Here is a 17,865-nt window from a genome sequence, read left to right as displayed (position 1 = left end):
AATCGGTGGCGGCGAGACGGACTGATCGTGGGGTTCATCGCCTATGCCGCAGTGGCGGCCTTCTACAGCGCATTTGACCTGCTGGCGAGCCGCGGCACGTTGTTCACGGTCAACGTGCTCGGCCAGGCGTTGTTCAAGGGGCTGCGGGATCCCTCCGTGCTGCAGTTTCCCATGGCCGTCGACCTGACGTCAGTGTTCTGGTACAATGCCGTGCACCTGGCCCTGTCGCTGGCCATCGGCCTGGTGGTGCTGGCCCTCGTGGAGTTCGCGGAACGGGATCCCGGACGCGCCGGCCTGATGGCGGGCGCGATCGCGACCGGGTTCGCAGTGACGGTGGCCATCGTCGGACGACTGACCGAGCCGATGCGCGAGGTGCTCCCCTGGTGGTCCATCGTCGTGGCCAATGGCGCCGCGACGCTCTGCGCGGCCATCTATCTGCTGCGGCGACGGCCGGGACTCTGGCGCCGAATGTTCGGCTAGCGCGGACGCGGTCGGGCGGATCGACGCGCCGGGTGAGCGCTCTGGCCGGGCGCTACGTTTATCTGCCATGATCTCCTGGCTGATCGCAGGCACCGCGGGCGTCGCGGCGGCGCTGGCCCTCTATGGGCGTCGGCTGCCCGCCGACGCGTACGGTCGCGGGCTGGCCGCGCTGCGTGGCGTCGCGGTGCTCCTCGTCGTCGCCATCCTGCTGGACGCGCCGATCGGCCTGCGCGCGGCGTTGCGCCCGCTCGTCGCCCTCGACGTGTCCGCGAGCTGGCAGCAGGGAGGCGCGGCGCGCTATGCGGAGGCGGTCTCGCGCGCGACGGGCACGGCCGGCGACCTCATCCTGTTCGGCGACTCGCTACGCGATGGGCCGCCGCCCAGGCAGCCCGCGGACGGGGCGTCGCGCGTGGGACCGGCAGTGGACCGCGCCGCCGCGCTTGGGCGACCGCTGCAGGTGATCACCGATGGGCAGGTGACGGACCCCGAGGGGCTGGCCGCACTCCCGGCGGGCTCGACGGTGGAGGTGCTGCCGGCGCCGGTCACCGTGGATGCGGCGGTGCGGTCGCTCGAGCTTCCCGCAACGGCGTCGCCCGGCGATTCCCTCGAACTTCGCGCGCTCGTCGTGAGTGCGGGCGCGCCGGTGCCGGCGGTGAACATGGCCGCGCGACTTGCCGACGGCACGATGCTGGCATCCGCGCCGCTGGGCGCGCTCGGCGCGTGGAGCGAACGCGAGTGGCGGGTGCGCATTCGGGTGCCGGAGCGCCGCGAGGCGCTCGTCGTGCGCGTGTCGGCCACCACTGCGGGAGACCGACAGCCCGGCAATGACACACTGACCACGGTGCTCGAGGCGCGCGGCGGTCCCGCCGCGGTCTTTGCGTCCACCACGCCCGATGAAGACTCGCGTTTCGCGCTCGCGCTGATGCGCGGCGCGCTGGCCTTTGGCGTGCGCGGATTCCTGCGCGTGGCACCGGGGCAGTGGCGCGAGGACGGAACGCTCACGCGCGTCGAGGAGAGCGTCGTGCGCGCCGCGCTCGCCGGCGCGCCGATGGCCGTGCTCCACGGCGACACCGCGTTGTTCGGACCACCGCGGGCCCTGACGCGGGGGGCGCTGGCCCTCGTCGTGCCGCCGCACGACGACGACGGCGAGTACTTCACGGAACGGGCGGGAGCCTCACCGCTGGCGCCAGCGCTGAGCGGCGTGCCGTGGGATTCGCTCCCGCCCATCACGGTCGGTCCCGCGCCCGTTGGCACGTCGTGGGGCGCGCTGAACGCGCGACGCGGGCGCCGGTTCGACGAGCGCGTGGTGGTGGGCGGCTACGACGCGCCACGGCGCATCGCGGTGCTCCCGGTGCGCGGGCTCTGGCGCTGGCAGTTTCGCGGCGGCCGCTCGGCCGATGCCTTCGCCGCGCTCTGGGGCGGCGTCTTCGACTGGCTGGCCGAAGGCGGCGCGGACGAGCGGGCGGTGCTCGCGGCCTCACCCTGGCTGCGCGAAGGTGAACCGGTCACGTGGCGGCGCGGCGCTTCGCGCGATTCGGTGATTACGGTCCAGCTGCGACGCGACGGAAGCGCGACGGATGTCATGACGACGCTGCGCTTTGGTGACGCCGGTGGCGTCGCGACGTCACCACCACTGCCATCGGGCATCTGGCGCGCGACGATTCCCGGCGGCACGTCCATCTTTGCAGTGAACGCCTCCGCGGAATCGCTGCCTCGGCGTCCGCTGGTCTCGCGCGCTGCCGTCGGCGGTGTCCGCGCGAGCGGCCAGCGGCCAAGCGTGCGCGAAACCTGGTGGGTCTACGCGATCGTGCTGGCGCTGCTCTGCGCCGAGTGGTTCATGCGGCGACGGGTCGGTCTGCGATAGTCGCTACGGTTTCGGCAGCTTCCCGCGCGTGAACCGGTCGAACACCTCGATCACCGGCAATGCGTTGCCCGCATCGTCAAACATCCCGCGCGAGCGGATCGGACTGGGCTCCACGGCCGGCTCCCACCACATCACGCCCTTGCCGAGACCGTTCGGCGCGGCCATCACGAGGCGGTTGACCTCCTCGAGAAACTCGCGCTGGCCCGCGGGCGACTCCGCAAACGGCGCGCGTTTGCCGATGTACTCGGCGGGGCGGAAGTTGTATGCCGCTTCGACGACGATGATCGGCTTGCGGTACGTCTCGGCCATGAACGCGAGGTTCTCGCGCAGGTCCAGCAGCGTGCCGTGCCACCACGGGTAGTACGACTGGCCAATCACGTCGAAGTGCACGCCGCGCCGGATGGCGTTGTCGAACCACCACCGGGTCTTCGCGACATCGCCGCCCTTGTCGATGTGCAGCATGATGAGCGGCATCGGCGCGCCGCCGCGGCCGGCTTCCACGCCGCGGATGCCGGCCTTGAGCAACTCGGCGAGCGTGTCCCACTGCTCGGGAAGCTTGCCGGCGGGGAACATCATTCCCGGGGCGATCTCATTACCGACCTGCACCATGTCGGGCATCGCGCCGCCCTCGCGCAGCGCCGCAATGGTCTCGCGGGTGTAGGCCTCGACCGCCGCGACGAGCTGCGGCGTGGTGAGCCGCTCCCACGCCTTCGGCATGATCTGCTTGTCGCCGTCGGCCCACGTGTCGGAATAGTGGTAATCGAGCAGGAACTTGTAGCCCATGGCCTTCGCGCGCCGGGCGAGCGCCAGCGTGTACGGCAGGTCGTTCGGCAGCGGCCACGGACTGTTGGCGACGGTGTGGAAGAGGCGCAGCCGGATCCAGTTGTAACCGTGATCGCGGAAGAGCTGCAGGCCGCTCTTCACGACGCCAGAGTCCCGGAACTGCACGCCGCGGGCCTCCGCCTGCGCGAGGAACGAGAGATCCGCGCCGATCGCATAGTCCAGCGTGCGCGCGGCGTCACGCGACGCCGGCGTCTGGGCCGCCAGCGGCGCGCCCGGCGTGAGCGCCGCGAGGAGCGGCACCGCGATGATCGAGAGGATGCGTGCTGTAGGGCGCATGAGGGCAGGAGGAAGGGCGATCGCTGAACGCGCGCGTCTGGCGCTCTCCGACAACGGAGTATGAACCGGGATCCGGCAGGGCGCCACTCGGCGCAAACATACGTGTCGGGGAGGCGTGAAGCGGGCGTGATGTCCTCGCCGACTCAACTTGAGGTTGCGCCCTACACACGTCCTCCGGACCGGCGCATAGGTTGGCGATACCGGTGCTCCACGAGCGAGCGCCGATGGCCGACCGGCCAGGGAGTGGCACATGTGGCGCGAGGAAGCGCCCCCCGCCATGGATGAGTTGCGGGGGATTCTCGAGTCTCACGAACGTGATCCGGGCGAGTTGCTGCAGATACTCATCAAGGCGCAGCACGCCTATCACTACATACCCGACGAGGCGGTGGCGCTCATCGCCGATCACCTGCGGGTGACCCGCGCGCACGTGCGCGGCCTCGTCGGATTCTATTCCTTCCTGAGTGACACGTACCTGGGCGAGTACGTCGTCTACCTCAGCGACAACATCACCGACCGGATGCAGGGGAGCACGGGGCTCGCCACGTACCTCTGCAACCGGCTCAACGTCACGCTCGGACAGACACGCCAGGACGGGCGCGTCAGCGTGCACTTCACCTCGTGCACGGGGATGTGCGATCAGGGGCCGGCCGGGCTCGTCAACGGCGTGGCCGTGACGCGGCTGACGCGCCTCCGCATGGACCTGATCGCCGAGCTGATCAACGCCCGCCAGCCGCTGGACGCCTGGCCGCGGGAGCTGTTCCTGGTGGAAGATAACTTCCGCCGGTCGGACGTGATGTTCCGCCGCGCGTTCGATCCCGGCGCCGCGCTCAAGGCGGCGATGCTGCGTGGCGGCGACGAGACGCTCAAGGAGATCCAGCACGAGGAATCGGTGGACCCGTCGTCGGGACACGCCCGGCGGCAAGGGGCCGACGAGACGCTCAAGGAGCTGTATCGCTCCGACCTCCGGGGTCGCGGCGGCGCCGGATTCAAGGCGGCCATCAAGTGGGAGACGTGCCGCGACATCTCCGCGCTCGAACGCTACGTCGTGTGCAACGCCGACGAGGGAGAGCCGGGGACGTTCAAGGACCGCGTGCTCCTCACGACGTACACGGACGTGGTCTTCGAGGGGATGACGATCTGCGGGTACGTCATCGGGGCGTCGCGCGGCATCCTGTACATCCGCCAGGAGTACTGGTACCTGAAGTCGCACCTCGAAGCGGTGCTCGCGCGCCGGCGCGAGGCGGACCTGCTGGGGCGCAACATCCTCGGCAGCGGCTTTGCGTTCGACATCGACATCCATTGGGGGGCGGGCGCGTACATCGCGGGCATGGAGACGGCGCTCATCGAGTCCATCGAGGGACGCCGCGCCAAGCCGCGCAAGCGCTGGCCGCTGCCCGTGGTGGCCGGCCTGAACCGACGCCCCACGGTGGTGAACAACGTCGAGACGTTCGCGGCGGCGGCGAACATCGCGCTCAAGGGTGGCGCCTGGTTCGCGGGGCACGGGACGTCGCATTCCGCCGGCACCAAGCTCTTCTGCGTCTCCGGCGACTGCGAGCGTCCCGGAATCTACGAGTATCCCTACGGCGTCAGCGTGCGCGAAGTGCTGCGCGACTGCGGCGGCCTCGACGCGCAGGCGGTGCAGATCAGCGGCCCGTCCGGCGTGACGATCTCGCGGCTGGAGTTCGACCGCAATCTCGCCTTCGAGGACCTCTCGACCGTCGGCACCTGCATGATCTTCGGGCCGCAGCGCGACATGTTCGAGGTCGTGCGCAACTTCGCACACTTCTTCCGGCACGAGAGCTGCGGGCTGTGCACGCCCTGCCGCGTGGGCACCAGCCTCCTCGCGGCGCTGGTGGAAAAGGTGGCGGCGGGGAAGGGCAGCCCGATGGACGTCGCGGAAGTGCAGCGCATCAGCCAGCTGCTCAAGACGACGGCGCATTGCGGGCTCGGCCAGACGGCGCCCAACCACCTGATCGACAGCCTGCTGAAGTTCCGTGGCGACTGGGACAAGCGGATGATGACCACCGAGTTCGTGCCGGCGTTTGATCTCGACGCCGCGTTGCACGAGGCTCGGCAGCTCACCGGCCGCGACGACGCCCTGGCGCACCTGTGAGGACGAGGCCATGAGTCCCGACAGCAAGAAGACCTTCCGCCTCGACGGCCGGGAGATCCCGTTCCGCGAGGGGCAGACGGTGTTCGACGCGGCGATGGCGGCCGGCGTCTACATCCCGCATCTCTGCCACAACCCCGACTTCGAACCGCACAGCAGCTGCCGCCTGTGCACGGTCATCGTGAACGGCCGCCCGTTTGCGTCGTGCACGCAGCCGGCCGTGGCCGGGCAGGATGTGCGCAGCGACACGCCGGAGCTCAACGAGATGCGGCGCGATCTCACCGACATGCTGCTGGTCGAGGGGAACCACTACTGCCCCGCCTGCGAGAAGAGCGGCAGCTGCCGCCTGCAGGCGACCGCCTACGCGCTCGGGCTGCAGGACAGCCACTTTCCGCAGCTCTTCCCGCATCGCGACGTGGACGCATCGCACCCCGACATCATCCTCGACCGCGACCGCTGCATCCTCTGCGGGCTCTGCGTGCGCATCAGCCGGAGCGTGGACAAGAAGAACGTCTTCACGATGACGGGGCGGGGGATCGCCACCACCATCGTGGTGGACTCGCCGTCCGGACTGCTCGCCGACAGCAAGGTCTCGCGCGACGACGAGGCCGTGCAGCATTGCCCGGTGGGCGCGCTGATGATGAAGGGCGAGGCCTTCAAGGTGCCCATCGGCCAGCGTCCGTACGACCGGGCGCCGATCAACGAGGACAGCGTGGCGCGGTTCCGGGCCCGGGAGGCGGCGCTCCATGGCTAGCAAGCGCAAGATCGCCACCTGCTCGCTCGCCGGGTGCTTCGGCTGCCACATGTCGCTCCTCGACATCGACGAGCGCCTGCTCGAGCTGCTCGAACTCGCCGATTTCGACCGCAGCCCCATCAACGACATCAAGGCCATCCACGGGGTGGTGGACATCGGGCTCATCGAGGGCGGCGTGTGCAACGTCGAGAACGTGCATCTGCTCCATCATTTCCGCGACCATTGCCGCATCCTGGTGGCGGTGGGCGAGTGCGCGATGACCGGCGGCATCCCGTCGATGCGCAATCACCACAGCCTCAAGTCCTGCCTCGAGGAATCGTACATCCGCGGCGTCGGCGTCGAGAACGCGCACATCCCCGACGATCCCGAGCTGCCGCTGTTGCTCAACAAGGTGTATCCGCTCCACGAAGTGGTGCGGGTGGACTACTATGTGCCCGGCTGCCCGCCCTCGGCGGACGCCCTGTGGCACGTCCTCAGCGCGCTGGTCACCGGACGCGATCCGCACCTGCCGCCCGCGCTGCTGAAGTACGACTGACCGGAGACGTTCCGTGACCCACCTGCTGGAAACCGCCGCCCATCCCCGCACCCTGCGCCGCATCGCCATCGAGCCGATCACGCGCGTCGAGGGGCATGGGAAGGTCACGCTGCTCCTCGACGAACAGAATCGCGTGCACCAGGCGCGGCTGCACATCGTCGAGTTCCGTGGCTTCGAGAAGTTCATCCAGGGCCGCCCGTTCTGGGAGGTGCCCGTGCTGGTGCAGCGGCTCTGCGGCATCTGCCCGGTCAGTCACCACCTGGCGGCGGGCAAGGCCGTGGACATGCTGGTGGGCGCGCGGCAGCTGACCCCGACCGCCGAGAAGCTGCGCCGCCTGATGCACAAGGGACAGCTGCTGCAGTCGCATGCCCTGCACTTCTTCCACCTCGCCAGCCCGGACCTCCTCTTCGGCTTCGACTCGGAGCCGGAGCGTCGCAACGTCATCGGCGTCATCGGCGAGCATCCCGATCTCGCCGTGCGCGGCGTCAAGCTGCGCAAGTACGGCCAGGAGGTCATCCGGGCCGTGGCGGGCAAGCGCATTCACGGCTCGGCGTGCATTCCCGGCGGGATGAACAAGGCGCTGACCATCGAGGAGCGCGACACCCTGCGGCGTGACATCACGCAGTGCATCCGCTGGAGCCAGGAGGCGGTGCGCACCTGCCGCGACGTCCTCGAGGCCAGCGTGCACGCGCCCATCTTCGGCGTCTTCCCCTCGAACTTCCTGAGCCTCGTGCGCAACGACGGCGCGCTCGACTTCTACGACGGGGGCCTGCGCGCGCTGGACGCGCAGGGCGCGACGATCTTCGACCACGTGGATTACACGCGCTACAACCGCTACATCCACGAGGAAGTGAAGTCCTGGTCGTACATGAAGTTCCCGTTCATCATCAACCTCGGCGACGAGGACGGCTGGTACCGCGTGGGGCCGCTGGCCCGGATGAACACCTGCGACTTCCTCGACACGGTGTTCGCGGAGCACGAGCGCCAGCTGTTCCGCCAGGCGGCCAACGGCGGCATGCAGCATGCGACGCTCGCCTACCACTGGGCGCGACTCATCGAGATGCTGCACGCGGCCGAGGGGATCGAGCGCCTGCTCGACGATCCCGACATCATCGGCACCGACCTGGTGGTGAAGGGCGAGCGCGCCCTCGAGGGCGTGGGCGTCATCGAGGCGCCGCGCGGGACGCTCTTCCATCACTACAAGGTGGATGAGAACGACGTCGTGGTGCGCGCCAACCTGATCGTCAGCACGACCAACAACAACCAGGCGATGAACGAGGCCGTGCGCACCGTCGCGGCCAGCTACCTCGACGGCCAGAAGCTGACCGAGGGATTGCTGAACCACATCGAAGTGGCGGTGCGCGCCTTCGACCCGTGCCTGTCGTGCGCCACCCACGCGCTGGGCCGCATGCCGCTGCAGGTGGAACTCGTGAACTGCGAGGGACAGGTCATCGACCGCCTGGTGAAGGGCGCGGATGGCGCGTGTACGCCGGAGGCCCGCGCGCCGTGACGGCGCACGTGGTGCTCCTCGGCTGCGGCAATCCGAGCCGCGGCGACGACGCCCTGGGGCCGGCGCTGCTGGCGCGCGTGCGGCAGTGGCTCGAGGAGCGCCCCGACGTCGACGTGCGCGTCGTCGAGGACTTCCAGCTGCAGGTCGAGCACGCCCTCGACGTCGTGGACGCCGACCTCGTGCTCTTCGTCGACGCCGACGCATCGGCGCACGCTCCCTTCTGCCTGCGGCGCACCAAGGAGGAGCGCGACAGCTCGTACACCTCGCACGAGCTCAGTCCGGAGGCAGTGCTGCACGTCGCGCACGAGATCACGGGGCGCACGCCACCGCCGGCGTGGGTGCTCGGCGTGCGCGGCGAGTCCTTCGAGCTGGGCGAGGAAATGAGCACCAACGCGCTCGGACATCTCGAAGTCGCGTGGGACGAGCTGCTCGAGCTCCTCAACGACCCGCGGCCCGGTGTGTGGGACGCGCGCGCCGCCGGGTGGTAGCGCGTCGCGGGACGCGGCTGGGCGCGCGCCGGTGTAAGTTGCGCACGTGACAATTCTCGGGTGGGTGACGGCCACGCTCATCGTGGCGGTGGGCGCGGCGGTGCAGGGCTCCGTCGGGTTCGGGCTTGGCGTCATCGGCGCGCCCATCCTGATTCTCATCGAGCCGCGGCTGGTCCCCGCGCCCATCCTGCTCGACGCCTTCCTGCTCACGCTGCTGGTCACCATCCGCGAATGGAAGCATGTGCGCGTGGCCGACCTCGGCTGGTCGGTGCCGGGCCGCCTGCTGGGCACGGGACTGGCGGTCTGGGTGCTCAAGGCCGTTCCCGAGACGCGCCTGCAGTTCACGATGGGGCTCTTCATGCTCCTGGCCGTCGGCATGACCATGGTGGGCCCGCGGGTGCGCGTCGGCCGCCGCAGCCTGTTCGGCGCGGGCACGCTCGCCGGCGTCATGTCCACGATCACGTCAATGGGTGGACCGCCGATGGCATTGTTGTACCAGCACGAGGAGGGCGGGCGTCTGCGCGGGACACTGGCCGCGTTCTTCTCCCTGGGCGTCGTGCTCTCGCTCGGCGGACTCTACCTCGTGGGCCGGTTCGGCTGGACCGAGGTGAGGCTCGCCGGGCAGTTGCTCCCCGGCGTCCTCCTCGGCTTTGCCCTCTCCGCGTGGACGGCGTCGCGCCTGGACAAGCGCCAGACGCGCGCCGTCGTGCTCACCACCTCGGCGCTGGCCGGTGTGGTGGTGGTGCTGAAGGGCCTGCTGTAGCGGATCGCGCTATCGTCCCGGCACCGACGCGTCAATGAACGTGCGCAGGCCGGCGCGCAGCTTCTTCATCGAGGCGGCGTCGATGTACATCATGTGGCCCGCGGTGAAGTGCTCGACCTGGATGCGGTTTCTCCGCACGCTGTTCTCCACCGTCATGTGGTCGAGTGTGTACTGCACCGCCCAGTACGGCGTGGCCATGTCGTAGTAGCCCATCGCGACATACAGGTGCATGTCGGGGTTCTTCGCGAAGGCGCGCTCGAGGCTCGGCACGACGTTGGGAAACGTCCCCTCGTCGTAGCGCCAGCGGCCGACGCCGCCGCCCAGGATGTAGTAGAGGTCGTCGCTCTTGAAGTTGAGCTCGCGCCGCACGTAGTCGTTGAGCACCGGCGTGAACGAGTTGCGGATGCTCGCGTCGCTCGGGTCGAAGTTCGTGCGCCCGCCGAGCGGGTCCTGCATGTATGCGGTGAGCCGGCTGTCGAGCCGCCCGCTCATGCGGCGCTGGTCGCGCAGCAGCTCGACGCTGAACCGGCCGAGTTCGAGGCGCAGGTCGGCGTCATTCACCAGCTGCTCCGTCATGCCGGTAAAGCGGGCGATCTTGCTCACGACGGCCTGCTTCTCCGCGGCGGGGAGGGCGTCGCCCTTCATCAGCGCCGCGGCGTACTCGCCGCTGGCGAACTGCTCGGCCTGCCGCGCGAACTCCTCCAGCGAAAGCCGCTGCAAGTCGGGTGCGACGCGCTTGTGGTAGTAGGCCGTCATCGCGAACGAGGGGAAGAAGCCCACGTAGGCGATGTCATTGCCGCGGCTCGGCCGTGAGTTCTCGAAGTTGAGAACGGCGCTCAGCAGGATCACGCCGTTGAGCGCGATGCCATTGTCCGTCAGGTAGCCCGCCAGGTGCGCCGCACGCGTGGTGCCGTAGCTCTCGCCGGCGATGAACTTGGGGCTCGTCCAGCGGCCATTGCGCGTGAGGTACAGGCGGATGAACTCCGCCACCGAGCGCATGTCCTCATCGAGGCCCCAGAACTTCGGGCCGTTGGCCGCGGACGTGGCGCGGCTGAAGCCGGTGCCAACCGGGTCGAGAAAGACGAGGTCGGCCTGGTCGAGCAGGGTATTCGGATTGTCCACGTAGCTGGCCGGCGGCGGCGGGTTGGTGCCGTCGGGGTTCAGCTTCACGACCTTGGGCCCGAACGCGCCCATGTGCAGCCAGACGGTCGCCGAACCCGGGCCGCCGTTGAAGATGAAGGCGATGGGCCGCGTGGACGGCTCGGCGCCGTCCTTCGTGTATGCCACGAAGAAGATGTTGCCCTCGGTCTCGCCGCCCTGCGGGTTGCGGATGGGCATCATCGCCGCCGTGGCCGTATACCGGAAGTCTCCCGCGCCGCGCAGCGTGTGGCGCGTGACGGCGGAGATCTCCTCTTCGGCACGGCGCGGTGCCGGCGCCGCGGCACGGGCCGCCGCCGAGTCAGGGCGCGCCGCGGCCGCGTCGCTGGCGGGCGCTCCGGGCGCGGTGGGTGCACCGGCGGCGGTCCCCGGCGCGCCGCCGCGCCCTCCCGTGCGTGCGCCACCCTGCGAGAGGACAGGAGTCGCGACCAGCAGGAGCAGAGGGAGATAGCGCATGGCAACGAGCCTCGTGAAAGGGAGGGGCGCCGGAGGGCGGTGAGAACGGAACACTGAACGATGGGCTACGACCGGCGCCGGCGGAATGTTGGATGGCGCGCGTGCCGTGCACTCGCCGCCACGTCCGCCCGATCGCGCCGTCGCGCGCTATATTCTCGCGGTTCCTGTGTCGGCAGACGATCCCGGAGGATCATCGCATGAGCATCAAGCTGCGCCTCACCGTCCTGAACTTCCTGCAGTTCTTCGTGTGGGGAGCCTGGCTCATCTCGCTGGGCGGCTACATGATCGTCACGCTCGGCTTCACGGGCGGCGAGGTCGGCAGCGTCTACGCCACCATGGGCATCGCCTCGCTCTTCATGCCGGGATTGCTTGGCATCGTCGCCGACCGCTGGCTGAACGCCGAGAAGGTGTACGGCCTCTGCCACCTGATTGGCGCCGGATTGCTGCTTTGGGCCTCGACCGTGAAGGATTATCGCATTCTATACGTGATCATGCTGTTCAACGCGATGGTGTACATGCCAACGATCGCGCTGGGCAACACGGTGTCGTACAAGGTGCTCGAGCAGAAGGGGCTGGACGTCATCACGAACTTCCCGCCGATTCGCGTCTGGGGCACCATCGGCTTCATCGCCGCCATGTGGATGGTGGACATCGCGGGCTGGACCAAGAGTTCGATGCAGCTGTACATCAGCGCGGCGTCCGCGGCCTTCCTCGGCCTGTACGCGTTCACGCTGCCGGCCTGCCCGCCGACGCCGGCGACCAATGAGAAGCGCAGCATGGTCTCGGCGCTGGGACTCGACGCCTTCGTGCTGCTCAAGCGGGGCCAGACCGCCGTCTTCTTCATCTTTGCGATGCTGCTCGGCGCGGCGCTGCAGATCACCAACGCGTTCGGCGGGGCCTTCCTCGACGACTTCAAGACGAACTTCCCCGGCACGTTCGGCGTCCTGCATCCCAACCTGCTCCTGTCGATCTCGCAGATCTCCGAGACACTGTTCATCCTGACCATTCCGTTCTTCCTGCGCCGCTTCGGCATCAAGACCGTGATGCTCATCAGCATGGTGGCGTGGGTCTTCCGCTTCGGATTGTTCGCCATCGGCGATCCGGGCGCCGGCCTGTGGATGCTGGTGCTCAGCATGATCATCTACGGCATGGCCTTCGACTTCTTCAACATCTCCGGTTCGCTGTATGTTGACCGCGAATCGGACAGCACCATCCGCGCGAGCGCACAGGGGCTGTTCATGATCATGACCAATGGCCTCGGCGCGTTCATCGGCGGCACGGTGAGCGGCTGGGTCGTGGACTACTTCACGGCGGACGGCGTGAAGGATTGGCGCAGCATCTGGTTTGCGTTTGCCGCGTACGCGCTGGTGCTCGCGGTGAGCTTCCCGTTCCTGTTCAAGTACCAGCACCCGAAGGGCGAGGCGTTGCCGGCGCACGGGCAGCACTGAACGGCAGACGGCAGACGGGAGACGGGAGACGGAAGACGGGAGATCGCGAACCGAAGGGCGACGCCGACGGACGGCTGCGGTACCGACGCGAGGCCCCGGCGAAATGCCGGGGCCTCGCCCGCTTCATCCGTCACGGCGCCGCCGGTGCGCCAGCGCGCGGCGCTACGGAGTCTCCATTCCCGGGTGCCCGTAGTCGCTCGACCGGATGTTCTGGATGCGTTCCACGTACTCGCGGTCGCCGATCTGGTTGTTCCACGTGCTGGTGGCCCTCGCACCCACGTAGCCCGCGAGAAAGAGCCCCACGACGGCGGCCGCGTAAGCCATCGGGCTCACGGTGCGCCGGCCGATCTGCACCACCAGCGCGCCCTTCGCCGGGCAGACGGCCACGCAGTCGAGGCATCCGGTGCAATCGACGCTGCGGATGGCGGGGCGCGACGAGACCGGGAGCCGCGCCATGCACGCCTTGTCGCACAGGCCGCACGACACGCAGGCGTCGGCGTTGCGGCGCACGCGCGTCGGTGAGGCCCACGAGAAGAGCCCGAGCAGCGCGCCGTAGGGACAGAGATACCGGCACCACAGTCCCTGAATGAAGACCGAGCCGATGACGAGCATCGCCATGATGACCAGCCCCGTCGTGCTCATCTGCGTGAAGAACAGTCCCATCTTGACGTCGGCCACCTTGTTGTACGGCGACGTCAGGAATTCAGTGAGCGAGGCCCGCCCCATCGTGATCACCGAGAGCACGAAGAAGCCCATCAGGATGTACTTCAGGCTCCGCAGCGGAATGTCCAGCCATTTCCACGGGCGGAAGTTGCGCCCAAAGGCGCTGCGGCCGAGGCGCGAGAGCAGTTCCGAGAGAAATCCGACCGGGCAGATCCACGAACAGAACGCCTTCCGGACGAGCAGCGCGACGGCGATGGCCACGAGCACGAGCACCGTGGCGGCCGGATGAATGACGTTGAGGCTGCCCTGGTAGAACCAGTCGAGCACGCCCATCAGCCCGGAGATCGGGAGAAAGGCTTCCACGCCCGCCGGGCGGGCGGGAAGGGGAAGCGTACCCGCCTGCGCGGCCCGCACGAAGCGCGCGAACTGCACGCCGAGGACGATGCAGGTCAGGGCGAAGACGCCTTGCACCGCCAGGCGCACGCGGTACTTGCGTTCGGCTTTCTTGCCGAATCGGCCGGCGAGCCAGGCGTGCACAGCGAGCGCCGGAGTGGCGTCCGTCATCGCCCGACGTCCTAGCGGACGCGAAAGTGGCAGATCAGATGACGATTTGACCATGACCCCAAGCTATGCGGCGCCGACCGCCGCGGAGTCAGGGGCAAGGAGGGACCTCGGCGCGGGAACTCCGCACAGCGCTCGGTGTGACCGGCATATCCGGACATATCTGTAGGGGGTTGTGCCGATGCCGATTGTCGAGTAAAATGCGCGATATGCACCTGACCTTTGCGCTCCTTCGACTTATTAGCCTCGCGCTCAGCACCGCGTTTATCGCGCTGCTGCTTAGCGTCGGGGGAAGGGAGCGCGCGCGCCTGACTGTGACCTAGGCGCCACACGCACCCCTCCCGCGTAGATCGGGAGGGTCGACTTCGGGTGCACCGAGGCTCTCTCCTGACCGGAGAGGGCCTTTTTCGTTTCCCCTGTCGCGATCGACGCGACACCGCCCCCAAGCCAGACTGCGCATGAAATCGGACATCGTCAAACGAGGACGCGATCGGGCCCCGCACCGTGCACTCTTGCGCGCCACAGGCCAGATCCAGGACGCCAGCGACTTCGACAAGCCGTTCATCGCGGTCTGCAATTCGTACGTGGACATCGTCCCGGGGCACGTGCACCTGCAGGCCTTTGGCCGGGCCGTCAAGGAGGCCGTGCGCGCGGCGGGCGGGGTGCCGTTCGAGTTCAATACCATCGGCGTCGACGACGGCATCGTGATGGGGCACGCCGGCATGCACTACTCGCTTCCGTCGCGTGAACTCATCGCCGATTGCGTGGAGACGATGGTCGCGGCGCACCAGTTCGACGGCCTCATCTGCATTCCGAACTGCGACAAGATCGTCCCCGGCATGCTGATGGGCGCGGCGCGCGTGAATATCCCGACGATCTTCATCTCCGGCGGCCCCATGCAGGCGGGCGCTGACCGCGCGGGGCGCGCCATCGACCTGGTCTCGGTCTTCGAAGGGGTCGGCCAGCATGCGGCGGGGACCATCGACGACGCGCGACTCGAGGAACTCGAGACGTTCGCCTGCCCGACCTGCGGCAGCTGCAGCGGCATGTTCACCGCCAACTCGATGAACTGCCTGTGCGAGGCGCTGGGCATCGCCCTGCCGGGCAACGGCTCGCTGCTCGCCACCGACCCGGGCCGACTCGACCTCGCCCGCCGCGCGGCCCGTGAAGTGGTGCGCATGGTGCGCGATGGCACGCGCTTCCTCGACATCGTCACACCCGCGGCCATCGACAACGCGGTGGCGCTCGACGTCGCGATGGGCGGCTCCACCAACACGGTGCTGCACGTGCTCGCGCTCGCCGCCGAGGCGGACGTCCCGTACTCGCTGGCGCGCATCAACGAGGTGGCGGAGCGGGTGCCGCAACTGGCCAAGGTGTCGCCAGCGTGGGATGGCGCGCGGCAGTGGCACCTGCAGGACGTCCACGCGGCCGGCGGTGTGCCGGCCATCATGGCCGAACTGGCATCGCGCCCGGGGCTGCTGGCGACCGACGTGCCCACCGTGACCGGCCGGACGCTGCGGGAGAACCTGGAGACGGCGAGCAACGCGAATCCGGCCTGCATTCGGACCATCGCGGCGCCACACGCCGCGCGCGGCGCCCTGTGCGCACTCTTCGGCAACCTCGCCCCCGACGGCGCGGTGATCAAGGTCGGTGCCGTGGACCAGCACGAGATGCGGTTTCGCGGGCCCGCGCGCGTGTTTGAAAGCGAGGAGCAGGCGCTCGCTGCCGCGGAGTCGGGCGGCATCGCGGCGGGTGACGTCGTCGTCGTGCGCAACGAAGGACCGCGCGGCGGGCCCGGGATGCGCGAGATGCTCGCCCTCACGTCGTTCCTCAAGGGGATGCCGCTCGGCGGATCGGTGGCCCTGATCACCGACGGTCGCTTCTCCGGTGGCACGCGCGGACTCTGCATCGGGCACGTCTCGCCGGAGGCCGCGGAAGGCGGCGCCATTGGCCTGTTGCACGACGGTGATGTCATCGACATCGACCTCGCCGGGCGTCGGCTCGACGTGATGCTCACCGAGGATGAACTCGCGTTCCGGCGCGCCGAATGGACGGCGCCGGCGCCGCGCATCACGCGCGGGTGGCTGGCGCGGTACGTGCGCATGGTGACGAACGCCGCGCGGGGCGCGGTGCTGGAACCGGCGCCATGGCGGCCGGCGACTCGGACGCCGGTCGCGCCCGCGACATCGGCCGCGGCACCCATGGTTACCCACCGGGTGCACGCATGACGTCCCCGCAGCGTACCGGCGCCCAGATCCTGTGCGAAGCCCTCCTGCGCGAGGGCGTCGACGTGATCTTCGGGATTCCAGGCGGCGCGATCATGCCGTTCTATCACGCGCTCTGGGAATACCGCGACCGCCTGCGGCACGTGCTGTGCCGGCACGAGCAGGGGGCCGGCCATGCCGCCGAAGGATACGCGCGGGCGAGCGGACGCGTGGGCGTCTGCGTGGCCACCAGCGGGCCGGGGGCCACGAACCTGGTGACCGCCATCGCGGATGCCTGGATGGACGGCACGCCGATGGTGGCCATCACGGGGCAGGTGTCGAGCGCCCTGCTTGGCACCGATGCGTTCCAGGAAGTCGACATCACCGGCATCACCGTGCCGATCACCAAGCACAACTACCTCGTGCGGGATGCCGCGACCCTGCCACGCGTCATCGCGGAGGCGTTCCAGATTGCGCGATCGGGACGCCCCGGGCCGGTGCTGGTGGACGTCACGAAGGACGCGCAGCAGGCGACGGTCGCGCCGCGGTGGGAGGACGCGCCGCTGGCGGCGACGGTGCGCACCGACGCCGCCGCGCGCGAGGAGGCGATGGCCGCGGCCGCCGACCTGCTGGCCGGCGCGCGACGGCCGCTGCTGCTCGCCGGTGGCGGCGTCATCCAGGCCGGCGCTTCGGCCGAGCTGCTCGCCTTCGCCGAGCACGCATCCATTCCGGTGGTCACGACGCTGCACGGCATCGGCGTCCTGCCCGAGAATCATCCGCTCGCGCTCGGCATGCCGGGCATGCACGGATGGGTGCACGTGAACCGGGCCATCCAGATGTGCGACGTGCTCGTCAGCCTCGGCAGCCGCTTTGACGATCGCGTCACGGGCAAGGCCGCGCATTTCGCGCCGCGGGCGCGCATCGTGCACGTCGACGTCGATCCTACCCAGATCGGCAAGGTCGTGCGCGCCGACATCGGCATCGTGGGTGATGTGCGCGAGGTGCTGCGCGGCTGGCTCGCGAGCGTGCCCGCGCTCGATACCCGTGTCTGGCGTGACGAAGTCCGGGCGCTCGCCGCCGAGCACCGGCCGCGTCAGGTGTACGCGCGCCGGGTGCGCACGGCTCCGCTGATGCCGCACGACGTCTTCGATGCGCTGAATGACGCCTTCCGCGACCGCGACGACTGGCGCGTGGTGACGGACGTCGGCCAGCACCAGATGTGGGCGGCGCAGCTGCTCGACTGGCGCACGCCGCGCTCGCACATCACCAGCGGCGGCGCCGGCACCATGGGCTTTGCCCTCCCCGCCGCGCTCGGCGCCGCGCTCGCCGCCCCCGAGTCGACCATCTGGGTCGTCTGCGGCGACGGTGGTTTTCAGATGACCAACCAGGAAATGGCCACCCTGCTGCAGGAGGGCGTGCGCAATGTGAAGATCGCCGTCGTGAACAACGGCTATCTGGGCATGGTGCGCCAGTGGCAGGAGCTGTTCGAGCAACGCCGGTACAGCAACACCCGGCTCAGCGGCCCCGACTTCGCGCGGCTCGCCGAGGCGTACGGCATTCGCGGCCGCACGGTGACGCGCGCCGAGGACGCCCCCGCCGCCATCGCCGACGCCTGGCGGCACGACGGCTGCGCGCTCGTCGACTTCCGCGTCGAGGGCGAGGCCAACGTCTTCCCCATTGTCCCCGCCGGCCGCGCCATCGGCGAGATGCGCGTCTCCTGACTTCGCTCCCCGTCGTCGTTCCCCTTCACGT

14 protein-coding genes are annotated in these 17,865 nt (G+C 69.3%); 11 read left to right on the top strand and 3 right to left on the bottom strand.

Annotated features, from left to right (window positions below):
- Nucleotides 1–27 precede the first annotated feature (27 nt).
- On the top strand, nt 28–480 hold the full coding sequence (locus VGJ96_01840; GenBank protein ID HEY3285843.1) for a hypothetical protein: 453 nt from the start codon (nt 28–30) through the stop codon (nt 478–480).
- A 67-nt stretch (nt 481–547) separates the two neighbouring features.
- Entirely contained in the window at nt 548–2,344 is a 1,797-nt protein-coding gene (locus VGJ96_01835; GenBank protein HEY3285842.1) for a hypothetical protein, read from the top strand.
- Between the two features lie 3 nt (nt 2,345–2,347).
- Here VGJ96_01835 and VGJ96_01830 read toward each other — a convergent pair whose 3' ends face one another.
- Nucleotides 2,348–3,463: a glycosyl hydrolase 53 family protein gene (locus tag VGJ96_01830; protein ID HEY3285841.1), complete on the bottom strand. Its 1,116-nt coding sequence runs from the start codon at nt 3,461–3,463 to the stop codon at nt 2,348–2,350.
- 250 nt (nt 3,464–3,713) lie between these two features.
- On the opposite strand from VGJ96_01830, the gene VGJ96_01825 reads away from it, so the two are divergent.
- From VGJ96_01825 to VGJ96_01800, 6 genes are read left to right on the top strand one after another with little or no spacing between them, the layout of a single operon-like run.
- Entirely contained in the window at nt 3,714–5,576 is a 1,863-nt protein-coding gene (locus VGJ96_01825) for an NAD(P)H-dependent oxidoreductase subunit E (protein HEY3285840.1), read from the top strand.
- Between the two features lie 10 nt (nt 5,577–5,586).
- The gene (locus tag VGJ96_01820) at nt 5,587–6,327 is read left to right on the top strand and encodes a 2Fe-2S iron-sulfur cluster-binding protein (GenBank protein HEY3285839.1); all 741 of its coding nucleotides are present in this window, start codon (nt 5,587–5,589) and stop codon (nt 6,325–6,327) included.
- Entirely contained in the window at nt 6,320–6,862 is a 543-nt protein-coding gene (locus VGJ96_01815) for a hypothetical protein (protein ID HEY3285838.1), read from the top strand. Before VGJ96_01820 ends, VGJ96_01815 begins: the two co-directional genes overlap by 8 nt.
- Nucleotides 6,863–6,875: 13 nt before the next feature.
- Nucleotides 6,876–8,372 carry a Ni/Fe hydrogenase subunit alpha gene (locus tag VGJ96_01810; protein ID HEY3285837.1) on the top strand — a complete coding sequence of 499 codons (1,497 nt, stop codon included), beginning with the start codon at nt 6,876–6,878 and terminating at the stop codon, nt 8,370–8,372.
- Nucleotides 8,369–8,860, top strand: coding sequence for a hydrogenase maturation protease (locus VGJ96_01805; protein ID HEY3285836.1), 492 nt, complete (start codon nt 8,369–8,371; stop codon nt 8,858–8,860). Before VGJ96_01810 ends, VGJ96_01805 begins: the two co-directional genes overlap by 4 nt.
- A 46-nt stretch (nt 8,861–8,906) precedes the next feature.
- A complete protein-coding gene (locus VGJ96_01800; GenBank protein ID HEY3285835.1) occupies nt 8,907–9,623 on the top strand; it encodes a sulfite exporter TauE/SafE family protein in 717 nt (238 codons plus the stop codon).
- A gap of 9 nt (nt 9,624–9,632) precedes the next feature.
- Here VGJ96_01800 and VGJ96_01795 read toward each other — a convergent pair whose 3' ends face one another.
- Nucleotides 9,633–11,237, bottom strand: a complete 1,605-nt coding sequence (locus VGJ96_01795) for a hypothetical protein (GenBank protein HEY3285834.1) — start codon at nt 11,235–11,237, stop codon at nt 9,633–9,635.
- 197 nt (nt 11,238–11,434) lie between these two features.
- Between VGJ96_01795 and VGJ96_01790 the strand changes: the two genes are divergently transcribed.
- Nucleotides 11,435–12,685: a nucleoside permease gene (locus VGJ96_01790; protein ID HEY3285833.1), complete on the top strand. Its 1,251-nt coding sequence runs from the start codon at nt 11,435–11,437 to the stop codon at nt 12,683–12,685.
- A 162-nt stretch (nt 12,686–12,847) separates the two neighbouring features.
- Here the strand turns inward: VGJ96_01790 and VGJ96_01785 are convergent, their stop codons facing one another.
- A complete protein-coding gene (locus tag VGJ96_01785; GenBank protein ID HEY3285832.1) occupies nt 12,848–13,912 on the bottom strand; it encodes a 4Fe-4S binding protein in 1,065 nt (354 codons plus the stop codon).
- A 455-nt stretch (nt 13,913–14,367) separates the two neighbouring features.
- Here VGJ96_01785 and ilvD point away from each other — a divergent pair, with 455 nt between their 5' ends.
- Together ilvD and ilvB are read left to right on the top strand one after the other, a co-directional pair.
- The gene (ilvD, locus tag VGJ96_01780) at nt 14,368–16,137 is read left to right on the top strand and encodes a dihydroxy-acid dehydratase (protein ID HEY3285831.1); all 1,770 of its coding nucleotides are present in this window, start codon (nt 14,368–14,370) and stop codon (nt 16,135–16,137) included.
- Nucleotides 16,134–17,834 (top strand): biosynthetic-type acetolactate synthase large subunit, encoded by a 1,701-nt coding sequence (gene ilvB / locus VGJ96_01775; protein ID HEY3285830.1) that lies wholly within the window; start codon nt 16,134–16,136, stop codon nt 17,832–17,834. The genes ilvD and ilvB overlap by 4 nt, the downstream gene beginning before the upstream one ends.
- The last annotated feature ends 31 nt before the right edge of the window (nt 17,835–17,865 follow it).

The organism is Gemmatimonadaceae bacterium (assembly GCA_036504815.1).
GTDB lineage: Bacteria > Gemmatimonadota > Gemmatimonadetes > Gemmatimonadales > Gemmatimonadaceae > PNKL01.
Note: the sequence above shows the minus strand (reverse complement) of the source record. Positions and strands in the feature narration are given on the sequence as shown.